Genomic DNA, 22,510 nt, shown 5'->3' with positions numbered 1-22,510 from the left:
ACTAATGCTTTGAGTTCACTTTAAAATTAATTAAAAAGTTTGAGAAACTTGTGAGGGAAAGTGAAATTGTTGTCAACGACAAATTTTCCCTTCTACTAAGTTTCCTTAGTGCGATCGCTGTTATTGATGGTCACAATCATCAATCATTCAACAACTCAACTTAACCCCGCAACATCTGTTTTTCTTGCCATTGCAAACCAATAATTGTGGCAACAGAAAGCATATAGCCAGGTTCTTCCATCTGAGAAAAAATCAGACCAAAAACAAACACAGTTAGCATCAAAAATTTAGATAAATCATCAACACAAAGATAATGCCAAACTAATAGAGCAAGCCAAAGATAAGCTGCTAAACCTAAAATCCCTAAATCACCCCAAATTCCAGCCCAACCAAACAAAGGAGAAAAGAGACTAGAACGACTGACAATAAAGAAAGAACCTCCTTCTTGCCACACCTCAGAACTCGCCTCATGTATAGTTGCTCCTAGTGGTTTCAAAAGCTCTCGATATTCCCGCAGCATCCATCCACCTAGACGACCAACTGTATGACCAGGACCCAATCCCAACCACCAATTAAGAGGAGATTGATAATGGGAAGGAATCACTCGAAATGCAGTGGTTTTTCCTAAAGTAGCTTGACCATTCGGTCCATATAGTTCTGGATCTGCCCAGGTATTGAAACTTTTAAAAGCAGCAACATTATTCACACACCATAAGAAAGCATAGCCAAAAGCTATACCTCCAGTTAAATACTTTATCAAAACAACTGGGTCTCTAAACTTAAGCAGAAATAAAATACATCCTGCAACCATAAAAACCATTATTACTTGTTTAGCATCAGCGATAATGATGTGCCAAAATGCTGCTGAAGCGATAAATATTCTTAACCAAAGAGGCATAAATTTAGCCGTCATTAAACAATAAACGGCAAAAGTAAAAGAAACGGATGCCCCCACTACATGACCCGATCCAGATATAAAGAAAACACCTTGAATTCGGTCAGGAGGTGACATCCCAAGATGTTCCCAAGTATCTACTTGAAGCAGATATTTTTGAATATAAACCAGAAAGAGATGAAATCCCAAAAAGCTGACTAACCAAGTCCGAAAACGCTTAAAAGCATTCAGAGAAAGAGGTAAACTAACAAAACTTACCAACAAAAAAAAAGGCTCTGTCAATAGCATATATGATAAAAAAGCATTAATTGTCCCTGCCCCATTAAAAAAAGCACTGGTAATAACAACACCAAAAAAGATTAATAAGCCTGTGAGAAGTTGCCTAACTATCATTCTTTGTTTCTGGCTGTGATTACGGCTAGTGAGCAAGACTACCAGACAGCTAAAAGGAACTATTATAAAATGAACAAAGTTAATAGGAGCAGGAAATCCAATTGCTTCTAGGCAACGAGGAAAGAAAACAGATGCAAATGCGATAATAACAAGAGTAGAATTTCTGAGATACCCTTTCTTTTTAGCTGAGACAGTTTTTTGAGAATTTGCTACGAAACCCATGCTAGTTTAATGATTTTTCGATACAGTTTGTTGAATAATGACTATAGAATCATAATTTTATATAGCTTTACCAACTTAAATCTTTTTCATAATCTAAATCTATCAATATATCCCCTGCAACTCTCTTAAATTCTTTCTTATGAGATTCTTTAAACATTTTTTTCCATCCACCAATACTACCTTTATTCCCTTTTTTATAAGTGTGTGACTCTTCTGGATTTAAGATATGGGATGCAAATTTAGTTTTGATTTGTTCGGCTGAAAGATTTATTTTTAAATAATCTAATATTTGTGCGACACTACGCAAACGCTTTTCTTCCGAGCCACCACCTCTTTCACCCACTAAATCCTCAAACTTAATCGCTAGAGTTTTGGAGTAATCAATCCAGCCTCTCCATCGAGAAAAGTCAGTACCAATATCAGGCTGAGAAACATTTGAACCAAAAGGAGTACCGAGAGGTAATCCTTTTATAGAAGTCATTAGCTGTTCGTCAAAATTATCTTGCTCTAAATAAATATCGTGAAGAAAAATTCGTTTTTCTTTTGTCACCCAACGAGCATGAGAAACCGCAACATCTCTAAGATCTCGATAAATAAACAGAGTTTTATAGTTAAATTCTTTTAGTACATCTAATACTCGATCGCAGTACATTAAATGACTTCTAATAATGGAATGATTGGGAGCAGAACCAATTTTCCAGCGAATATGAGATGCTGTATTCATAATGCCACAAAGGGCTTGTACTGAGACTATATCATCCCACATCTTGAATTTAAATTCTGGAATAGAGTAAAGAATTTGATACAGTAGATGAGTTCCACTTTTGGGGTATGAATTACAAAGGATCAAAGATTTAGCTTGTTGATTGAAAATTTTTTCTTTCCAATATTTTGTCGCAAATATACAATCTCTACCGTATAGTCTTGCCACGTTGTAAATCGTATAGTTCATACTTTTAGTTTATAAGAATTAAGAAAACTCTAGTGTACATATATTGAACTCAAATAAAAGTATAAATTATTTCTCTCATTATAAAATTTACTGACCAAAATATTTTTTAGAATGTTTCGACATTCCCAAATTCATTCTTGAATCAAGTAATTGATTGTTCTCATAAATATCATTATTTTTCATCAAATTATTAACATAATCTCTAGCAAGATTATTTTGGCTCTCTTTTCTTAATACAGTTATTTTTGAAATAATTTTGAGTATTTTTTTGTTTTTTACAAATTTTGATAATAAATTTCTAGTACGAAATTCTTTGAGTCTTTCTAGTGATAGACTATAATTAACTAATCCTTCTGTGTTTACATTGTTTGCAATCCGAACCACATTGAAGGAAAATATTTGACTTAATCTTTTATATATACTTTCTGGGTCATATTTAAATTGCTCGTAAAGAAAAACATGAACTTTGGGGAACATTTTTTCATAATATGCAATAATCTCGTTAAAACGAAGATTTTCTATATTAAAAAAGCTTTGATGAGAAATAAAACGATTTTTAAGGTCAAAACTTCTAACACCTGATTGCCATTTATCTAAATCAAAGCCGCTTCCTTTACTATAAACATACGATTTATCTAATAGGCGATCTACCATTCCCATTTTCACATGTTGTTTATACATGGATAAAATAAAATCTTCTTGGTTTCTGATAAATATAAGAATTTCAGCATTAGGCATAGCACTGCTAAGTCTTTCTGCAATCAAGCTTCTGTTAATAAAGTTACAAGTTGTCAATCCAAAAAATTTTTCATCTGAAATTAATATGTATTCCTTGTCACTAGCTAGCTTGTTTATTTTATCCAACTCATTTGCAAACTTTATAGGCTTAAAAAGAGTATTGTCTGCATACTGTAATAAATTAAATGCATGATTTTCTTGTGTGTAAGGTCGACCCACATAATATGCACTTTTAATATGTGGAAAGATCTGATTCTGCAAATAAGTGGTCGCCGTTTTAGGTATTCCAATATGAATATATGTTTTTTTCATTATCTAACTACATTTTAAACTTCTTATGTGAATTAAACTTTATTGAACGGAATATAGATCGGAAAGTGAAAATATAAATATATGTTACAAGCTAACGGTTGAAAAGAAGTCACAAAGTATAAAAAATAAAAATAATCTGGTCTTTTATGGGAGTAGCAAAGCCACAACCGTATTTATTGAACAATCATTTGGGATTCTGATACCGAGTTATAAATTTCTTTAAGACGACGGTAATTATCGCTAGCAGTATATTTAGTTTCAAAGTCAGCACGGGCAAATTGGCGCATTTGCTTTAATTCTTGAGGATGATCGAGTAACCATTGCACTTGCGTAACTAAATCTTCGGCATCTCCAGGTCTAAAAGTAAGTCCGTTTTGTTTGGGTACAACCAATTCTGCCAGCGCACCGATATTAGCTACTACCAAAGGAGTTCCTTTGGCTAAGGCTTCAATGCCCACTCGCCCAAAAGTTTCATACCATTCTGAGGAAATAACCAAAAAAGCAGCTTCTCCCATCATTTGATATACTTCTGAAAGTGGTTTTCGTCCCAGCCATTCGATTCCAGGGGAGCTTTCGGCAACAGTACTTACTTGAGAAGCAAGGGGTCCATCCCCCAATATTTTGAGAGGAATTTTGTCTCCCAATTTTTGCCAAGCCGATAGCAAAGTTTGTATGCCTTTTTCAGGAGCAAGTCTACCAACAAATAAAGCATAATTCCCTGTTCCTGTTCCTGGTTCTGGTACGGGATAGAGAAAGTTAGTTTTAAAAGCAATTTTATCGGCAGGTAAACCACCTTCGATAAATTTTTTGTGGGCAAAATGACTGTAGGCAATAAAGACATCTACAGTGGAAGACCAAGTACCCAGTAGAGCGTGAAACTTGACCATCATGGCTGCTGCCAAACTGGCGGTACGGCTTTGTCGATAGCAACTGTTAATAATTCCAGGGATTGGAGTATGTTTTGTCAGACAAGATTCACAAACATGACCATCGCGGAAAAATAAACCATTGGCGCAGAGTAAGCGAAAGTTATGCAGAGTTTGTACTACTGGTACTCCTTCATGTTTGGCAGCGTAATAAGCAGCAGGAGAAATTAGAGGAAAGATATTATGAAAATGAGCTATTTGAGGTTTTGTTCGCTGAATTAAGGTTCGTAGATGTTCATAAATTTGATTATTCCAGAGAGTAGCTTTAGCCAAAGCCAAAGAATTCATCTCTTTAATACGGTCATTATGGGTAGTGTAACGAATTACTTGATGACCGTAGGATTCTAGTAAACTGGCTTCGGTGTTAAAAATCGTATCTTCTCCACCAAGCTGTTGATACTGATTGTGGACGAGTAAAATACGCATAATATTTTTGTATTATAAAATAATACTTGTTTATATGTCAGTTGTTACCTTGTCTTTGACGATCAGTTCTTGATAAATTTTGGTTAACTCTTGACCTTTTGCTTCCCAATTATAGAGCTTTTGTACCATTTCCCTACCTGCTTGTCCCAAGCAAGATCGCAATTTCCCATCTTGAGCTAAACACACCATTGCCTTAGCCAGATCCCTTACAGCCTGTTCTGGGTTGTGGGCGGGTACTTTAATTCCTGTTTGCGAGGTGACTTGAACTCCTGGTCCTCCTAAATCCAAACACAGTATCGGACGACCTGCTGCCATTCCCTCCAAACAAACCCAACCGCCAGAATCGTGTAAACTCGGATGTACCAAAACATGAGACTGACTTAATTTGCTTAAAGTTTGCTCCCTTGCCAAGCGTCCCCAAAATTTTACTCGATCTGCCACGCCTAGTTCCATAGCTAGCAATCGCAATTTGGCTGCTTCCACTCCATCCCCTAAAATCCAATATTCGGCATGGGGTAAATTAGCTTCAGCAAAAGCTCTAATTCCTAAATGAAATCCTTTCCAGTGTAACAAACGACCCATACTGATAAATCGCACGAGGGAAGTATCTAAAATGGGGAACTGTGACATTTTAGCGATATCTACTTGGGATAAAGCAGCTTCGGGAACTACTGCCACTTGGGATGCCCCCATTTTGCGTACCTGCTTGGCGGTATCTTTTGTCGTGACACGAGCGATCGCACTTTTTCGTGCCGTTAAGCGGGCAAACGGGTCGCGTTCTCCGACTTTATGGGCGAAAGCTCGCAAAATCTCATAAACTTTAGCTCTGGGGCTAAAATCTTGCCAAAAGGGTTTTGGTGCTGCTTCTGCACCTCCTACAGTTCCCCAAACAAAGGGAATAGGCAATAAAGAGATAAAGCTAGGGCTAGAGTATCTGACAAAAGTTACATGGTGAGCCAGATCGAAATTAACTTGACGGTGCAGTTTTTGAGCTACAAAATAAGCTTGAACTTGCCACAGGTAGTAATGTAAGACAAATGCTACCGAACCCCATTGCCAAAAACCTCCTAAAATCGGCAAGGTAAAGTAAACAAAATGCAAGTTAGGTTGAGGATTACGAGCTAATTCTGCTTCAATAGCTTCACGACCATCATCAGGTCTTGTTAAAACCCAGACCTCGTTATATTTTGCCAGTTCCCAAGCGATATTCCAACCCACGCCAGGTTCTGAACCTCGATTTGGTTCGCAAGCATAAGCAGATATCAGGATTTTCATTTTAAATTTTATCAGCGATCGCTATATAACTTCCATACAATGTTAGAAAAGGAAAATTTTCTCCAAGTAGGCGAGACATTTTGCCACTTCCCAAAATTTTTATACTGGTAAAGCCAATGGTTTTTAGTTGTTCTTTTAGAAGATTTGGATAATGTTCTGATACGTGTGCTCCTCCAAGAACACTTCCCCCTGTTAACTTTAAGCGTAGGTAATCAGGATTAGGAGTTGTGAGTAGCAACCTCCCTTGTGATTTAAGAGTTCGGTAAAATTCTAATAATGTCTGATGAACATCTTTTTCATATAGATGTTCAATAAATTCACCAGCTACTATTGCATCTAAATAATTATTTTCTATGGGTATGTTTGTAGAATAAGAACATATTTTTTGCTCGTATATTTTTGACGATAATTTTTGTAAACGACTTTCAACACAGTCCAAACCAAAAATAGTTAAATTAGGGTTGAGTTTTTTTAATGTCTCTCCTCCTCTACCTGTATTGCAACCAACATCTAAGATATTTTTAATCTTTTTTGGTAAATGTTTGAAAAATTGGTGATACCTTTCTATAGTAAAAGGATCTGTTTCACTGGAATGTTGCAGTGTATTTAATCTTTCGTATGTTTGTTTCATTATGATTTTGACAAAAGTTTCAATTGTTTTATAAACTATTAATCTTTGCTTATGGAACAACTTTGCTATTTGTTTTATTTTCTAAAGCATATTGTTGCTTTTGAGAGATCGCCAATTGATAAATATTAATTAGTTGTCGATAATTTTTGTGGGCTGCAAATCGGTTTTCAAATTCAGCACGAGCCTGATGACGCATCATCTCCAACTGTTGAGGATTATCGAGCAACCACTTTACTTTAGTTACTAAATCTTCTGAATCACCAATTTTAAAATGCAATCCCGTTCTTCCTGGATCGACTAATTCTTTCATCGCTGTGACTCCTGCTGCTGCAATAACAGGAGTTCCTTTAGCAAAGGCTTCCACTGCTACTCGGCTAAAAGTTTCATTCCATTTGGAAGGATAGATAAAAAACTGGGCTTGTCCAACTACATCGAATACTTGTTCTAAAGGTTTATAACCCAACCACTCTATTTGTGGTATTCTGCGAGCAGTTTCAGCTACCAAATCGGCTAAAGGTCCTTCACCAACAATTTTGAGGGGAATTTTAGGGGCTAACTTTTCCCAAGCATCTAAAAGAGTATCAATTCCCTTTTCTACCGATAATCTACCCACAAAGACTGCGTAATTGCCTTTGCCTTCTCCCACACCAGGATCTGGATGAATTATATTGGGTTTGACAGTAATTTTATCTCCTGGTATGCTACCTTGAATAAACTTATCGCGATCGTAGTTAGTCAGGGCAATATAGCGGTCTACTAAATTTTTCCAAGTTCCTAAAGCCCGATGTACGCTCAACATTGCAGCAACTCCCGCACTAGAAACTTTACTGTTGCGATAACAGCCATGTACTACTCCAGGATAGGGAATAAATTTATCTAAACAAGCTTCGCAAACTTTACCTTCTCTTAAAAATAGAGCATTAGGACAGAGCAGACGAAAGTTTTGCAAAGTCTGCACTACAGGCACTTTAGCTTTTCTGGCAGCATAGTAAACTGAAGGAGAAATCAGAGGAAAAAAATTGTGAACATGAACGATATCGTATTGGGAACTTGTTAACTTTTCTGTTACTTGGCGATAAGATTCTACTGACCAAATTGTTCTCAGTGCCAAATGTGCTGAAGAAAGAGTTTTTAGATTGAGATTATTTTCTTCATAAGTATCAACTTGATGTCCGTTTTCTTGTAAGATTGCTGCTTCTAGTTCGTAAGACTCCTCTTCTCCACCTCGCATCAAATAGCGATTGTGGATGCTTAAAATATGCATTGTTTGGGAATATCTGTAAGATTTTTCACTAGCTTTTTATGACTTGATTTTCCACTATAGAGCAAGCAAAATCAAGATATTCTGTGGTTATGACTCTATAATCATAACGAGAGACACTTTCTTGTGCTTTTTGACCCAATTTTTCTCTATAAGTTGGCTCTTGTAGCAGTTTCAGCAGAGCATTTTGCAGAGCAATGACATTATCCGTAGGTATAATTAGACCACTTTGTCGATCGTTCACCATTTTTTTGCCGTCCCCAGGACAGTCAGTAGTAATTACAGGAATTTTACAAGCCATGGCCTCCATCAATGCCGAAGGCCATCCTTCCCAACGAGAAGCCAGCACAAATATGGAAGAGTTAGCAACGTATTTCCAAGGATTACTAACTCTTCCTGGCATCCAGACAGCTTCAGTTAGTTCCAGTTTCTCAATCTGTGCTTCTAGTTGTTGACGTTCTGGTCCTTCTCCCAGAATGACCAGACGACAAGGAATTTTTTGATATACTTCGGCAAAAGCTTGTAGTAGAGTATCAAATCCTTTTTGTTCGCACAGTCTACCAGAAGAAATAATAATCGGCAGTTCTCGATCACGAAACCAAGAATGATCTACTGTTTCTTGAGCCAAAGTTGTAAAACGCTCGAATGGGTAGGGATTGGGTAATACAGTTGTTGATAAGGACTCAAATCTTTTGCCGACAACTTGTCTGGTATCGAGTAGAATATCTTTACTTTTAGCAATAAACCCTTGAGCAAAGGGATAGGTTAATTTAGCCAAAAAGGGAACAAGCATCAATTTACGGGAAAATTGAGAATCGCTTTGAATCATTTTGCTCAAAAGAGTTCCTTCCAACAATATATTGGCGGTTTTCGCTCTGGCTAAAATTTTGGCTACTACTGCTAAAGCATTAAAGTAAGTTAGTTGAGAAAATATAACTTGTGGCTGCCTTTGTTTGTAGTACTTAATTAGAGGAGGAAGAGATTTCCGAGCATTAGACACTTGCAAAGGGTAAACATTAACTCGCTCAAAACCCGCAACTTCGCGATAAAAATCTAGTAATGCCGATTTGGTAGAAGAAAGAGTCACTAAATCGACGCTATAACCTTGCAGAGCAATCCCACTAACGAGATAGACACTGACATTAGTTTGCGAATCACCAACTCCCCCGCCAGCAAAAAGAGCAATCGGATTGGTAAAGTTATCAAAATTATTCATTAAAAATTTTTTGGTTCAAGAAAAACTAAATTAGTAACTAAAGGTTTAATTTTTGTGTCTGCTTATTGATTACTTGTTACCTTCTTCTTATTTACGATCGCCTCAACTACTTGAGTTAAAAAACTAGCTGCTGCTTCTGGGGTATACTGAGCCATAGTTTGCCTCGATTTTTCTCCCATAAGAGAGAATTGTTCGGGATTAGCGATCGCTTTTGCCATGAGTTCGGCTAGCTGCTGCGTTTGCATAGGCTCAAATACATATCCGTTTTCTCCATCCACTATTAGCTCTGCTGTTCCCGCACCTTGAGAACAGAAAACAGGTTTGCCGAACAACATTGCTTCTAAAACTGCCACTCCCCAAGTATCCTCAAAAGTAGGCAGCACAAAAACATCGGCTCGTTCAAAATAAGCTGATAGCTTTTCGTAAGCAACAAAACCCATCCAGTAAACACAATCTTCTAACCCATGTTCTCGACAATAAGTTTCTAATTCTGTTCTTTGTTCGCCATCTCCTACTACTAATAAGCTAAATTTATACCCCTGAGTTTTTAAAAGATGGCAAGCTTCTAAAAGCAAATGCAGCCCTTTTCTGGGTAACAGCCTTCCTACAAAGAGAAACACGGGATTGTTAAGCTGCAATTGAGATAATTGAGTATCTCTAAGGGTTTCCGTCCAAGTTTTAGAAGAAGGAATTTCAATCGGATGATACCAAACGCGCTCTTTTTTGCCTTCTAACACCTTTGTCAGATAATTCATTCCTGCTTGAGAATTACTAATCGCTCCATCAGCCAACCGCATCATCAATCTGCGTATCCCAAGACGTAAGAAAGAATCGAGAAAGTCTACTCCTGGCGCACTACCTTCATAGATAATAATGACTTGCCAGTTGCCGATAAATTTGAACAACAAAGCTAAAATCGTCCAGACACCAAAGGCATTAGAAAAAATTAGGTCGGGCTTGAATCGAAATAAATAGCTCACAATACTGGGAGATAAATAAGTAAAGCTCAAACCGTAACCAGGTTTTTTAGAGGCTTTTCGCAAAACTTTTCTTTCCCCCACTATTTCTACATCTAGTGAGTTTTCATAACCTTTAGCAAATCCTACCCAGCGACCAGTAAAAACTTTACTATGGGGAAATAGCTTGCTAAATTCGCTGATACTAGGCTGCCAGTAATAAAATGCGGATGATAATAGCCACGCTACGCGAAGTTCTTTCATTGACATGATGTTTTTTAGTAAAGTAAAGCAAACTATTTTAGAACTTGTCAGTTATGTCTTGATTTTGATGTCAACTTGAATACTTAACCCAGTAATTTAACAGTTTTTATTAAAAAGTTTGTCGCCGTTTCTGGAGTAATTTTTGGGGCAATTAAAGCAGATTTTTTTTTCATTGTTGTGATTAAATGGGGGTTATCGATTAAATTTGCCATTAGCTGAGCTAATTTTTGAGCATTTTGTGGCTCAAAAACATAACCATTTTTTTCTTGAGCAATTATTTCCGAAGCACCAGCACCAGTGGAACATAAGACTGCTTTACCAAATAAAATCGCTTCTAATACAACCATTCCCCAGGTATCTTCAATACAAGGAAGAACCAAAACATCTGCTTGACGAAAATAAGTACTAATGTTTTGATAATTTACTTGTCCAATCCAATTGGCATAATCATTTAGTTGGTTGTTTTGACAAAATTGTTCTAGCTCGGCTCGCTGTTGTCCTTCTCCTATAATCATTAAAGAATAGCGATTGTTATACCCTTTTTGATTGAGAATCGTACAGGCTTCTAACAGAAATTTGATTCCTTTACGGGGAATTAAACGACCGACAAACAGAAAAACGGGTTTTTTCCCCAATAGATTATTTTCAGAGAATTTATATCTCCCTGTGTCTATCTCGATTTTTTGTCTGTAAAGAGTTGTTAATGGAGGTAGTGAGATCGCTTCTGGGTGTTTGAGAAGAAATTGAGAATCTGGTACTAAATAGGGATACGCAAATACTCTGTTTGCTGGAGCGTAGAGAATTTTAATTAAATAATTTTTTCCTACTTGACTATTGGTAATATAAGCATCTGCCATGTTAATTATGATGCGTCTTACTAATAAACGAAGAGGAGAATAGCAATAATCTACCCCAGGAGAACTTCCTTCATAAGCCAGTATAATTTTCCATTTGCCCAATGGTTTGGTCAAGGAAACCAGCAGAGTCCAAAGACTAAAGGTATCGGCAAAAATTATTTGTGGTTGATACTTTAGTAATCTGTTGACAATAGCTAAAGACATATAGGCGAATTTCGAGCTATATTGACCGTATCGAGGCTTAAACTGAATAACTTTTAGTTTACCGACTACTTCAATATCAAGGGTATTTTCTAATCCTTTGGGAGATTCGTGTTTTTTACTGGTAAAAATTTTAGTTTGGGGATATGCTTTGACAAACTCTCTAAGAATTACTTGCCAATAAACACAAGCAATAGGCATTACCCAAGCAATGCGTGGGTTGTTCATTTAGGTTTTAAAGAGATTAATGTATTTGATGATTTGAAATAAATGGTTCATAGTTATTAAGTGGGTAATGGGAAAACTACCATCATTATATGTGGCATGTCTGCCACATATAATTGTCGGGAAACTCTACCAGACAAGCACTCAGAAGAACAACTCGGACATTTTAACATCTGTGAAACATGATAAAATACATTTGTATCTTAAGAATCTGCTTGATTTAATTTGATAGAGCAGAGTGTCAAATATGTTGCAAAATGGTTCGAGCAAAACGTTGGGGTGAATTTTGAGCAGCAAATTGTTTCATTTGTTTCATTTGATTGCGATCGCCAATAGCCTCTGGATTGGATAATATTTGAGTGATTCCCTGGGCGATTTCTGCTGCTTTGGTGGCATCAACAGTTAAGCCTAATTGATGTTGGCGGGTAATTTCTCCCATCAATCCGTAGCTATCAGCCAAAACGGGTTTTTGGGCTGCTGCTGCTAATAGTAAAATACCACTCATACCGACGTGTCTTTGATAGGTGGCCAAAACTACATCCGCTAGCTGAAAATAATGCGAAACTTCTGTCTCAGATACAAATTGATAATGTCGAATAATTTGGATGGGTGTTTCTTGATGTAAATCAGCTACTAGGGACTCAACTTGAGTTTTAACTCCTCGATCTACCTGTCCTACCATTAAAATACATAAATGTTGGCATAGAAATGAAGGCAAGAGGCGAACTGCTTCTAATACCTGATAAATTCCTTTGCGTTTAGTTAAAGCACCGAATAAGAGAAATACTTGTCTCTGGGGTTCTACGCTCAAACGAAATTTTAGTTTAGTTATCTCCTCCAACGAACAGGAAACTGATGGTACGGGATCGGGCAGATGTATCGCTTGACTGTGACGGCAAAATTGAGCCAGAGGTGCGATCGCAAATGGGTCGAGACAAAAAAGATTTTGTAATTGGGGATGATTGACTATTTGAGATATTAGCAATCGCTCTCGCCATTGTTGAATTCTTTCTTTGAGTTTAGGTTCGTAGTTAGCCAACTCGTGGTAATGAAATGTGGGTCGAAAGTAAATTCCAGAGAAGGGACAGGGAGTCTTTATTCCCAAAGCTAGCGGTAGTTGATAAGGGTCAAAGTACATGATTAAACAGTGATTTGCTCCCAAACAATCAACATACTTGCACAATAGCTGCCACTCCTGCCAAGCACGGTGAGTGCGACTAATAATAGAATTTCTGGGTTTGAGAGCAGCTTCTTCTGCTGGAGCGATCTCTACAAAGTTGACGTTTTTCTGTCCGTAGCTCAAAGCTGTGTCTACAACCTCAGCATGTACTTGTAAAAACCGAGGGGAGACTATGATATCTAAGCTTCCTGGTAATTCTTGTTCGCACCAGTATTGAACTAGATATTGAATGTAAGCTGGATGATGTCCGTAAATGGAAAGATCGAAAAGAATGAGCTTGCGCTCTTGATTGTGTCTTTTCTTTTCCAGATCTGGTTTTTGAAATTGAGTATCATTAGTAAAAATTTTTTTGTTCAACCTTCACCTAATCCTCTCTTTTAAGAGAATAAAATATTGACTGGAGTTATTCCCCAAAATTAGTATACAAGTATTATATTTTTTTCTGATATAGAATTACGTAGAAATTTTTGATGAAATTGTGATAAATGTGCATTTGTGCTTCGCACAAATGCTTTTTTCAGAAAGATAGGTAATAGTAAAAACATTAAAGGGAATGATAAATTGGGCATGATTATTTCTCAAAACTTTTTCTGAATAAATATCTACAATTTTAGTCAGGTCACCGTTACTTCGCGCCCTCAAAGACAGAGCCTGCGGTGACGAGGGGCGTAAGCTTGAATTTATTTCAAGAGCTTGAATGCCCCATTGCATTCCGCGGCCAAATAGTGTTATCGGCATATTTTAATTGTTTAATATGTTGATATTTTTGCTCGATAAACGTATCAATTGCCTTTTGTTCGTCAGTTGTTAAGATTTCACTACAGCGAGAGTTACGCTTAGGACTGATTTAGATTCTTATTGTGCAACAGATCTAATACTTAACCATCGATATGCAGAATTTTTTGAACCCTGCTAAAGTTTGACGCAAAGCTGGAAACTGTTTAGCTAATTTTTGACCATAGACTTTCAGGTTAGGCCAAAAATCTTCAATGTAAAGAAAAATTGTAGCCTTTATACTATTAATTCTTGCATAATCGCGAAGACATTTTTGTCTAAAAAAAGTCATTGGTTTGTTATAAACTTCTGTTCTAGCCAATAAGGGGCTGTTAATGCCTCCTGCCCAATGAATAACACTGGCATCATCGCCTTGTAGAATAGGGGTATTGCCTTCTAAGCTAAAACGTTTTTTTTGCTGTAGATTATCAATAAAACTACTACCAAAAATCTGCAGATATTCGTTTTTAAGGCGAAACTTGCCTTGTTCTACTCCTTGAAAAATCATGAGATTTAATAACCCTTGCTCGCCCAACTTAAACATTTCTCTGTGCTGTTCGCGAAGATAGAGCATTTTTTCATATTCAGCTAATTCAAAAATCCCCTTTTTGGCAAAGAAAACTCCCGAAACAAAATAATTGTATCGATATTTTTGCCAATTAAAATTCGGGAAACATTGTTCGAGTTTTTCAGTATTAAAAAAATATCTATTGATACCGCTATCATTTAAATAAATACTTTCTGTGCGATCAACAACAAAATCAAAATTCTCAAAGTTAGCATATTTAAGAATGTTCCCCCAAGCTATGGTATCTGCGTCCATAAACAAAAAATGCTGAAATGGGCTTTCCCAAAACGCGACCATTTTGGTTAGCCCATATCCAAAACTTCTGTTTTTTAAAACTTGGTTAGCCACATCGTTGCGATAGATGACATTTACATCATATGCTTTGACCACTTCAGCCACGGGAAATGAGCCATCCACTAATAGACAAATCGGAATGTCTCCTAAAAAATATCTAATGCTGGCGCAGCATCCTTTAGCAAATCGATAATCTTTTTTATAGCAAGCCAGTATAATGCCAAAATCTTTCATAACTACTCAAATCCTGTATAATTATTGAACTTTAATCGCTTTATTGGCAAATTACATATTTTAATTACCATGCTTTAGTAATAAAGGCGGTTACTCAAAGTAAAAAAATTTCTGGAGCAAGCAGATCTTCACAAGTGGTTCACTTGAAGTATTCTCCGATAGATCATTCAAAGGTACTTACCTCTTGAAATACAGATGGTGATAACAGTTTTTCTTGAACGATCAAATCGTTAATTTTAATGCTCACTTTTAGCGATCGCATTGGCGCAAAATCTTCTGATAGAGAGCTCTATAGCGACGCGCCTGCAATTCTATAGTGAATTCTCGCTCAGCTTTCTCACGAGCACGAACACGTAGTTTTTGCTGGCGATCGCAATTTTCCAAAACCCAGGTAATCCCTCGGGCTAAATCATCAATGTCGAAAGGATTAGCCAAATAGCCATTGTGCTGATGGTCAACAATGTCCTTAACTCCAGTTGCAGCAAAAGCAACTACTGGCGTACTGCAAGCAAGAGCTTCAGAAGCAGTCTGTCCAAATGCTTCTTGCTTTGATGGAACTACCATTACATTAGCAGAGGAATAAACCAGCACCAACGAAATATCATCGTGGAATTGACCGAGATAGTGAGTTTTAAATCCCAAATCTACTGGATTCTCAGGTTTATAACCGCCAAAAACTACCAGTTCAAGCTTATCTTGCCACCCAGACTGAATCAGCTTTTGCATTGCAGGTTGAAGCAAATGCAATCCCTTTCTTTGATCGCTAGTTGTTCCTGGCGATGCGCCAAAAAGAACGATTTGCTTATTCAGGGGCAAATTGAGAATTGTCCGAGCTATTTTTTGCTCTATTGGTTTATACTTTTCTAAATCAAGACCATGAGGAATCACCTCAACTTCTGAGTCTTGAAATAGAGAGCTTGATTTAGCACATTCAGCAAGCCAAAAACTAGGACTAACAATCTTCAAATCAAGCTTTTTCCAAGCTCTGGCTTTACGTTGCCATACCCAACGGGATAGATCCCAATTGTTGTTACTTTTTAGCTGGGGACAAGCACCGCAAGATTTAGTGTAACGATAGCAATTATGACTGTAATGACATCCACCCGTAAACGCCCACATATCGTGCAGAGTCCAGACTATGGTTTTGTTTAATTTAGCCAGAGTTTCTATTTGTAAAAAGCCATTACAGATCCAGTGTAAATGAACTATGTCTGGCTGAAGTTGTTGAATTTTAGCGACCAAAGCATCGGGCAACCATTGGGGAGAAAAGATACTGCGATCGCGTTGAGGATGGAATTTAAGGGGTAAACCGTTGGCTTTGGGACCTAATTTAGTGAGGTTGCTGCGATCTGCTATAACCGTCTCATCTCCACTATCTTTAGCTCTTACTAGCATTTGAGAGTTAATGCCAGTTGTTTGTAAGCCTCGGTGCAAGCGATAAGCAGCCCTTGCTGCCCCTCCATCCAAGTCAGAAGTACTCAAATGTAAAATTTTCATAGATTACTTATTCTGCCTGATATCCAGCAAATAAGGTGATGATTTTTTCTGATAATTCTTTGCTGTGCAAAAATTTAGTTTTTCCCTGACGAGTTTCTTTGATCTGAATGGGATAATTACGGTTTTTGCCTGACACTTGGAGTTTATAGATCAAAGACTGACTCGATTCATTATTAACAAAAGCTGCCTGCTTTTTTTCTGTAGGGGCGAATTCACGTACTGGATAAACTAAAGTTCCTAATAATTCTGTTTTGCCTCCATTATTAGTTTCCATTACCGAACCTTTGCCTTCAGTTTTTAGTCCCAAAATCCAAAAGTTACCACCATTATTAATTACTTTTGTTTGAGGTTCTTTTAATGTTTCTGAGTTTAATTGTCTTGCCCAAACATTTTGGGGATGTTCTAATTGCAATATATTTTGTACGTCTTCTAAAAACAATTTACCTGAATTGGGAGCATTATGAATTGAACTTTGAAGCTTTGAGTGTTCGATGGCTAAAGTTCTAGGGCTGGCGTGATCGATAGTGATTCGTTCGTTAACTAAAAAACCTTCAAGAATTAAAGGATGGGGACTGTCTTCTTCAATTTTGAGAATTGCTTGTTTGTCTTTAGGAACACCAAGTTTAGATTCAAAACCAATAATTTTTCTTACTGTAGCAGGAATAGAAATTTTTTCTTCGAGAGAATAATTCCCTGTGGGGAAATAAATAGTTGATTTTCCAGAATTCATGGCTGCCTGAATGGAAGGATAATCTCGAACACTTGCCCAGTTATCAAGATTATTATCATGAAACGCTGGAGTTTCTTCTATAGGTAAATTAAGAGAATGAGCAGGACTCTCAAATAAGCTGGCAACTGGAGCGGAAATATATTCATCATAAGACAGTGCAGGCAATGTCTCATCCCAGTGCTTAATTGCGGAGCGATACCCTTGAGCTTGGATATTTCTGGCATACACTTGAGCCGTATTATCAATCGCGCTTACTTTAGGCGAGCCTCCTTGGAAATTACCATCTAACACTATTACCAAACCAGAACCACGATTTTTAATCGCAGGAACAGAATTGTTGCTTTGAAGATTTCTAATTGCCAGGGCGTTGCTGGTATTCTGAATGCCAGCAAATGTTTGATTTCTCAGCGTAATATTTTCTAGAGTAACGCTGTAAACAGAATGAAAAGTTCTAATTCCGCGCTTAAATCCATCAATAGAAACATTTTTAACTAGACTTGGGCCTGGCCATTCTCTTATCATTGATAAACCTGTGATACCTGCTCCATCTCCCGATTCGATGTTGACATCTTCAATCGCGCCTCTGTTATTGGCAATATAATCAATGCCAATTGCTCCAGAATTACCAATACCAGTATTGACAGTTAAATCGCGAATGTAGTGGCGAAAGGCAACGTTTCCTGCTCTGGTTCTAATAACTGCTTTGGCTTGTTCTACACTATCAAATCCAGGTGAACTGTCTTTTAGTTTAATAATAGTCCGATCTTTTCCCTGACCTTGAAACGATACACAGCAGCTTTGACCTTTTGAAGACCATTCCAAAGTATCGCTTACCAAATAAGTACCTTCGGGAAAGTAAATTAAGGTTGGTTCATTATAGCTAGCATTGGCTTCGGCTAATGCCTTTCTGATTGCTGGGGTATCGTCTGTTATGCCATCTCCTTTTGCTCCATAATCTCTCTTGATATCGACCCAGCCAATATCATCGGGAAAATTTTTGACGAGTGACCCTGTCGAGGAAACCTCGCCCAAGGAACGCGCGAGTTTGACACTTTGATTCTGCTCTAAACTTACTTTATTTTGATTATTATCTGTCGCCAATACTTCTGCTGTAGCAATGGAAGATAATGATTCTTTTTTCTCTGCCTGTACTACATAAGAACAGCTTGCCACTGGTATTAAAAGTGTGAAAATAGCACTCCAACTAAGCAGTTTTCTACAATAGAGCATAAGCTTTCTAGACCTCTTAGACAACTTTTAGGACATAAAAAATAAACTTAACAATCAAGTCTTAACGAATGTTTTCGGCTAATTTTTCCGAACTCTTTTCCGTTTGAAAACAATTATATACTTCGTAGGCGCAATCGCCTAAATTTTGAATTTCTGAGCTTTTAAATTCAATGCTTAATTGCTGCTTTAATTTCTTTCTATATTCAGAAGGTCTGGCTACAGATTTTTCGACCACTTTCCCTTTGCCAAAAGCTTGACTATTATATTTTTCAATTAATTTAAAGCATTTATCAACATTGCTTTCGTTATGAATAAATTCTTGAAAATTAGTCCCAAATTTATGATTTAGTTTAGTAATTATTTGACCAAAATCACTAATAACTTCTGAAAAATCAGCTACTATAATCTCTTTCTGATAAGGAATTAAAGAAGAGTAAAAATCAATATATTTATTTAATTGATTGCTAATGATATTAATTGAATTATTTAAATTAGTTTCCCCTTGAGAGATAAATCTAATTAGATAAGACATAATAGCATCTTCAGGATCGCGAATCAGCAAAATACAAGGTATTCCTGATTTTGCAGCAGCAATTATTGCTGCGGGATCGTGTAGATGGTGTGCAATTTTTACTTGATGAGGTTGAGACATTTCAAATGCTTTAACAGCAAATGAATTGGCTGAACTAGGAAATCCTTCAATTACAATTTCAGTATCTTTAGCTATCAGACGTTCATGAACAAAACCATACAACAACAATCTTAAAGGAAAAAATATTCTGGGATACTGCGCTAAATAAATACGTGTTTGTTTGCGCCAAATGTAAAACTTTGATTTTAAGTAATTAGTCTTCATATAATTGCCAAATCTATGACAGTGGTTTGGTTTTCTTGCAAGAGTAGCGCGAATATTTTGCTCATAAGGTTACTTATTTCAGCCAATTTGAAAGATCCCGTTTAATTAGGTCTTGAAGCTGCAAAATATCTTCTTTCAATCTATTTTGTAATTTTTGACGGAGTTCTGGGGTGAGTGTGGGCTTGACTAAAGAGTTTCTTTGACTAAGATTAGCAGTAATTTGCTTGCGTAGCTTGGTAGGTATGAGAAACTGGTAAACAGTTTTAATTAAATTTTGCTCTTTAATCAAAGCATCCAAAGTCTGATATTTGGGAATACCAGTGGTATTATACTTGGCAGACATATCGGGAACAAATTGGCTATCTACCCCCAGAAACTGAAAAATATCCTGGGACAATTGTAAAGGATTATCTTGCAAATCTTCATAGAGATAAACTTTAATTTGGTCGCGATCAAAAATCTCAAAGTACCGCTTCAATTGTAGGAAATAACGACTAACATTTACATAGTGAAAACCCCACCACCAATTATTGGTAATGCGGGATTCTTCTGCTTCCAAGGCTGTTTCAAAATCTTGATAAAGCTCAAGTCGATCTCGACAATGATGCAAAAAATTTGAATAGGCTCTTTCAGAAGGATCTCGAACAATAGCAATTAATTTGACTTGGGGAAGATGATACTTGATACGTTCAGCAGCCTTTTCAATATATAAATAAGAAGGAGATGTTTCACCAATAGCTATCTCGTGAGAAACTGCTTGAAAATTTCTTTGATATGTTTCAAGATCGGTTTGAATTCCTTGACGGTATCCTTCTGCAATAGAACCTAAAAAATCTAGTTGCTCCCCCTCAAAAGCAAAAAAATTGGGTTCTTTTTGAGGACTCATATAAATCTGTGGATGTTGCTTGAGATAAGCATTAATTGAAGTAGTTCCAGATTTAGCTGCACCAATGATCAGAAAATTGGGCATAATCATAAAATCACCAATCCAGCCTATTTAAATTTTAATTTTGAACAAAACTCCAGTTAATAAACTGAAATCAGATTGATTTATCAAATTGAAAACCATCTGCAAAAAAGGAGTGATAGAAGCAGTATTTGTGAGAGCGGGAAAAATTCTAGTTTGAAAAAAAGTAGTAGCTATTTTAGTAAAATTTTCATGATAGAGATTTATCATGTTCGCGGTTTCTCAGCAGATTTATCGCTTGAATTAAATAATAATGAAAATATCATCCTTTTTAAAATTCACTTTTTCCCCACTATTGTTATTCCACGAAACAGTAAGAGTTGGCTGGCTATTTTTCTTCTTAAAGAATATGGTAGTTGACCAATAACTTTTTCCCCTGCTCGTAACATAGGTATTGTGACGGTATTCAATGGTATTTTCAAATTATAGCGATCGCGACTTTTGTATAAATTTACTTGAGAAAATCCCACAGTACGAAAAACTTGGTATAATTCGCTCACCGTATATTCTTTAAGATGAAATCCCGTAGCTACTTCATCAAAATATTTAGAAATATCATGAGGACCCGATAAACGATTAGGAGTTATACATATATACACGCCCCCTGGTTTAATAGCCTTATAAATGTTTTTTAGTTGTGTCAAAGCATCATCGGGATGCAAATGTTCCATTAACTGATGACTATAAGCAACATCAATGCTGTTTTCCGCAATGGGAATACTACAGCCATCAGAAATTACAAATTGAAAGTTGGAAGGAAAGTCTATATTTTTGACAATTTCGTTAGAAACATCAATTGCATAAACTTGTTTAACTTTTTTGGCTACTTCCATTGATAAGCCACAATCTCCAGGCCCCACCTCCAAATAGGTTGTGTCAGAACTCAAAAAACTTTTCAATAGCTGCATTCGCTGAGCGACTATCCAAGCAATAGCTTTTTTGGAACTAGATTTAAGAGCTAGTTGGGGATGGAGAGGAACTTTTCTAAAAAGTTCATCATAAAGAGCCGTATACAAGTATTGCCTCTCTTGATGAGTAGAATTACGCAGTTGGGTAGCTAATTCTTTTTCAATTTCGTAATGTTCTCTAATTTGTTCGATTGTTCTTTTTTCGTTTTTAGCAATTTTTATTTTGGGATTCATACAATATTCCTCTTAATTATTAATCGTTCTTCTTTCTTTTCTCTACCTCAACCAAGAAAATAATTTTGTGGAACTACTTAACATCAAATAATTGAAGATATTGTTTGGTTGTGGTTTCCACTTCAAATTGTTTTAGCCAAACTGGGTCTATTTTTTTTGTTTGACCGTCCAATACTGATAATATTGTCTTTGCCAAAGTTTCACTATCACCTACTGGCGTTAACCAACCATACTTGCCACTGTCTAAAATTTCTGCTGGACCACTTGGACAGTCGGTAGAAATAACGGGAGTGCCTAAAGCCATTGCTTCAATTAAAACTGTGGGTAATCCTTCCCAAGCAGAAGATAAGACAAATGTCGCAGCACGAGCCATATATGGGTAAGGATTCTGAACGTAGCCAAGAAAAGCAACATCTTCTTGTAAACCTAGTTCTTCGACTAAGGCTTCTAACTGCGAGCGTAGTGAACCCCACCCCAAAATTACCAAGCGCGCCGAACGCTCTTTTTTCACTAAATCAAAAGCACGGATCAGGGTCGGAAAATCTTTTTGTGGGAATAACTTACCTACCCCCAAAATTATCGGACAATCATCGGCAACAAACCAAGGATGTTCTATTGCAGCTTGAGATTTAGTTTGTAGTTCGCTACTGATAACTGGATTATAAATAGAGCAAATATGTTCTAAGGGGAGACCAGTAAACTGAGCGAGATCTTTTGCTGCTTCTTGAGAAACAGCCACAATACTGTCCGCCAGTGGATACAGATACTTAACTAAAATAGGAATTAATAGCTTCCTAGTCTGACTGGTCTGTTGAATCGCGCGGGATATGGTGTTGTGTTCGGAAACTACGATCTTTGTAGACCCACCCGACAGAAATTTCGCACCTATGGCAATCTCGTTAGCGTAGTGCATACCTGAGAGAATAACTAGCGGCTTTTTTTTCTTTAGGTAGCGACTTAAAGACCATAGCTTACCCAAAATTCCCCTGGCTCCCAAGTCTACTAACTTTACTTGAGACGGGATTTTCCCAAGATGAGGACCCCATGCTCTACCTAAAACCAAGTCAACTTGAATACCCTGTTTTGCTATTCCTTCAGCTAGATTAAGCATAACTCTCTCAGCACCGCCCCCACCTAGGTAGCTGAGAAATAAAGCAATGTGAGGTGATTTTTTAACCATAATATATTATGTTAGTCTTTCCATAAACAAAAATAAGTAAGCAAAAAAGTAACTACTCATCCTTTTGATTGCTCGATCCTTAAACTACTTCAGCCTAATTTAATCAAG

General features: G+C 36.9%; 18 protein-coding genes. All 18 read right to left on the bottom strand.

Going from position 1 to position 22,510, the window contains the following annotated elements:
- Nucleotides 1-160 precede the first annotated feature (160 nt).
- The gene (locus H1P_RS03700; RefSeq protein ID WP_144864274.1) at nucleotides 161-1,510 is read right to left on the bottom strand and encodes a YfhO family protein; all 1,350 of its coding nucleotides are present in this window, start codon (nucleotides 1,508-1,510) and stop codon (nucleotides 161-163) included.
- Between the two features lie 67 nt (nucleotides 1,511-1,577).
- Nucleotides 1,578-2,462: a sulfotransferase domain-containing protein gene (locus H1P_RS03695; RefSeq protein ID WP_144864272.1), complete on the bottom strand. Its 885-nt coding sequence runs from the start codon at nucleotides 2,460-2,462 to the stop codon at nucleotides 1,578-1,580.
- A gap of 87 nt (nucleotides 2,463-2,549) precedes the next feature.
- Complete coding sequence (locus H1P_RS03690) at nucleotides 2,550-3,512, bottom strand: hypothetical protein (protein WP_144864270.1); 963 nt, start codon at nucleotides 3,510-3,512, stop codon at nucleotides 2,550-2,552.
- A 173-nt stretch (nucleotides 3,513-3,685) separates the two neighbouring features.
- On the bottom strand, nucleotides 3,686-4,864 hold the full coding sequence (locus H1P_RS03685; protein WP_144864268.1) for a glycosyltransferase: 1,179 nt from the start codon (nucleotides 4,862-4,864) through the stop codon (nucleotides 3,686-3,688).
- 30 nt (nucleotides 4,865-4,894) lie between these two features.
- Nucleotides 4,895-6,139, bottom strand: coding sequence for a glycosyltransferase family 4 protein (locus tag H1P_RS03680; protein WP_144864266.1), 1,245 nt, complete (start codon nucleotides 6,137-6,139; stop codon nucleotides 4,895-4,897).
- 1 nt (nucleotide 6,140) lies between these two features.
- Nucleotides 6,141-6,770: a class I SAM-dependent methyltransferase gene (locus H1P_RS03675; RefSeq protein ID WP_144864264.1), complete on the bottom strand. Its 630-nt coding sequence runs from the start codon at nucleotides 6,768-6,770 to the stop codon at nucleotides 6,141-6,143.
- Nucleotides 6,771-6,819: 49 nt separating this feature from the next.
- Nucleotides 6,820-8,034: a glycosyltransferase family 4 protein gene (locus H1P_RS03670; RefSeq protein WP_144864262.1), complete on the bottom strand. Its 1,215-nt coding sequence runs from the start codon at nucleotides 8,032-8,034 to the stop codon at nucleotides 6,820-6,822.
- 28 nt (nucleotides 8,035-8,062) lie between these two features.
- On the bottom strand, nucleotides 8,063-9,247 hold the full coding sequence (locus tag H1P_RS03665; RefSeq protein WP_144864260.1) for a glycosyltransferase: 1,185 nt from the start codon (nucleotides 9,245-9,247) through the stop codon (nucleotides 8,063-8,065).
- A gap of 62 nt (nucleotides 9,248-9,309) precedes the next feature.
- The gene (locus H1P_RS03660) at nucleotides 9,310-10,467 is read right to left on the bottom strand and encodes a glycosyltransferase (RefSeq protein ID WP_144864289.1); all 1,158 of its coding nucleotides are present in this window, start codon (nucleotides 10,465-10,467) and stop codon (nucleotides 9,310-9,312) included.
- Nucleotides 10,468-10,550: 83 nt separating this feature from the next.
- Entirely contained in the window at nucleotides 10,551-11,753 is a 1,203-nt protein-coding gene (locus tag H1P_RS03655; protein WP_144864258.1) for a glycosyltransferase family 4 protein, read from the bottom strand.
- Nucleotides 11,754-11,991: 238 nt separating this feature from the next.
- On the bottom strand, nucleotides 11,992-13,287 hold the full coding sequence (locus H1P_RS03650; protein ID WP_222426913.1) for a glycosyltransferase: 1,296 nt from the start codon (nucleotides 13,285-13,287) through the stop codon (nucleotides 11,992-11,994).
- A gap of 514 nt (nucleotides 13,288-13,801) precedes the next feature.
- On the bottom strand, nucleotides 13,802-14,800 hold the full coding sequence (locus H1P_RS03645) for a glycosyltransferase family protein (protein WP_144864256.1): 999 nt from the start codon (nucleotides 14,798-14,800) through the stop codon (nucleotides 13,802-13,804).
- 249 nt (nucleotides 14,801-15,049) lie between these two features.
- Nucleotides 15,050-16,297: a glycosyltransferase family 4 protein gene (locus H1P_RS03640; protein WP_144864254.1), complete on the bottom strand. Its 1,248-nt coding sequence runs from the start codon at nucleotides 16,295-16,297 to the stop codon at nucleotides 15,050-15,052.
- 7 nt (nucleotides 16,298-16,304) lie between these two features.
- Complete coding sequence (locus H1P_RS03635) at nucleotides 16,305-18,200, bottom strand: glycoside hydrolase family 55 protein (RefSeq protein ID WP_186375818.1); 1,896 nt, start codon at nucleotides 18,198-18,200, stop codon at nucleotides 16,305-16,307.
- A gap of 118 nt (nucleotides 18,201-18,318) precedes the next feature.
- On the bottom strand, nucleotides 18,319-19,113 hold the full coding sequence (locus H1P_RS03630; RefSeq protein ID WP_144864250.1) for a hypothetical protein: 795 nt from the start codon (nucleotides 19,111-19,113) through the stop codon (nucleotides 18,319-18,321).
- A 73-nt stretch (nucleotides 19,114-19,186) separates the two neighbouring features.
- Nucleotides 19,187-20,083: a sulfotransferase family protein gene (locus tag H1P_RS03625; protein ID WP_246141455.1), complete on the bottom strand. Its 897-nt coding sequence runs from the start codon at nucleotides 20,081-20,083 to the stop codon at nucleotides 19,187-19,189.
- Nucleotides 20,084-20,358: 275 nt separating this feature from the next.
- Complete coding sequence (locus tag H1P_RS03620; RefSeq protein ID WP_144864244.1) at nucleotides 20,359-21,222, bottom strand: class I SAM-dependent methyltransferase; 864 nt, start codon at nucleotides 21,220-21,222, stop codon at nucleotides 20,359-20,361.
- Nucleotides 21,223-21,295: 73 nt separating this feature from the next.
- Nucleotides 21,296-22,402, bottom strand: coding sequence for a glycosyltransferase (locus tag H1P_RS03615; protein ID WP_144864242.1), 1,107 nt, complete (start codon nucleotides 22,400-22,402; stop codon nucleotides 21,296-21,298).
- Nucleotides 22,403-22,510 lie beyond the last annotated feature (108 nt).

Source organism: Hyella patelloides LEGE 07179 (assembly GCF_900659865.1).
Taxonomy (GTDB): domain Bacteria; phylum Cyanobacteriota; class Cyanobacteriia; order Cyanobacteriales; family Xenococcaceae; genus Hyella; species Hyella patelloides.
Note: the sequence above shows the minus strand (reverse complement) of the source record. Positions and strands in the feature narration are given on the sequence as shown.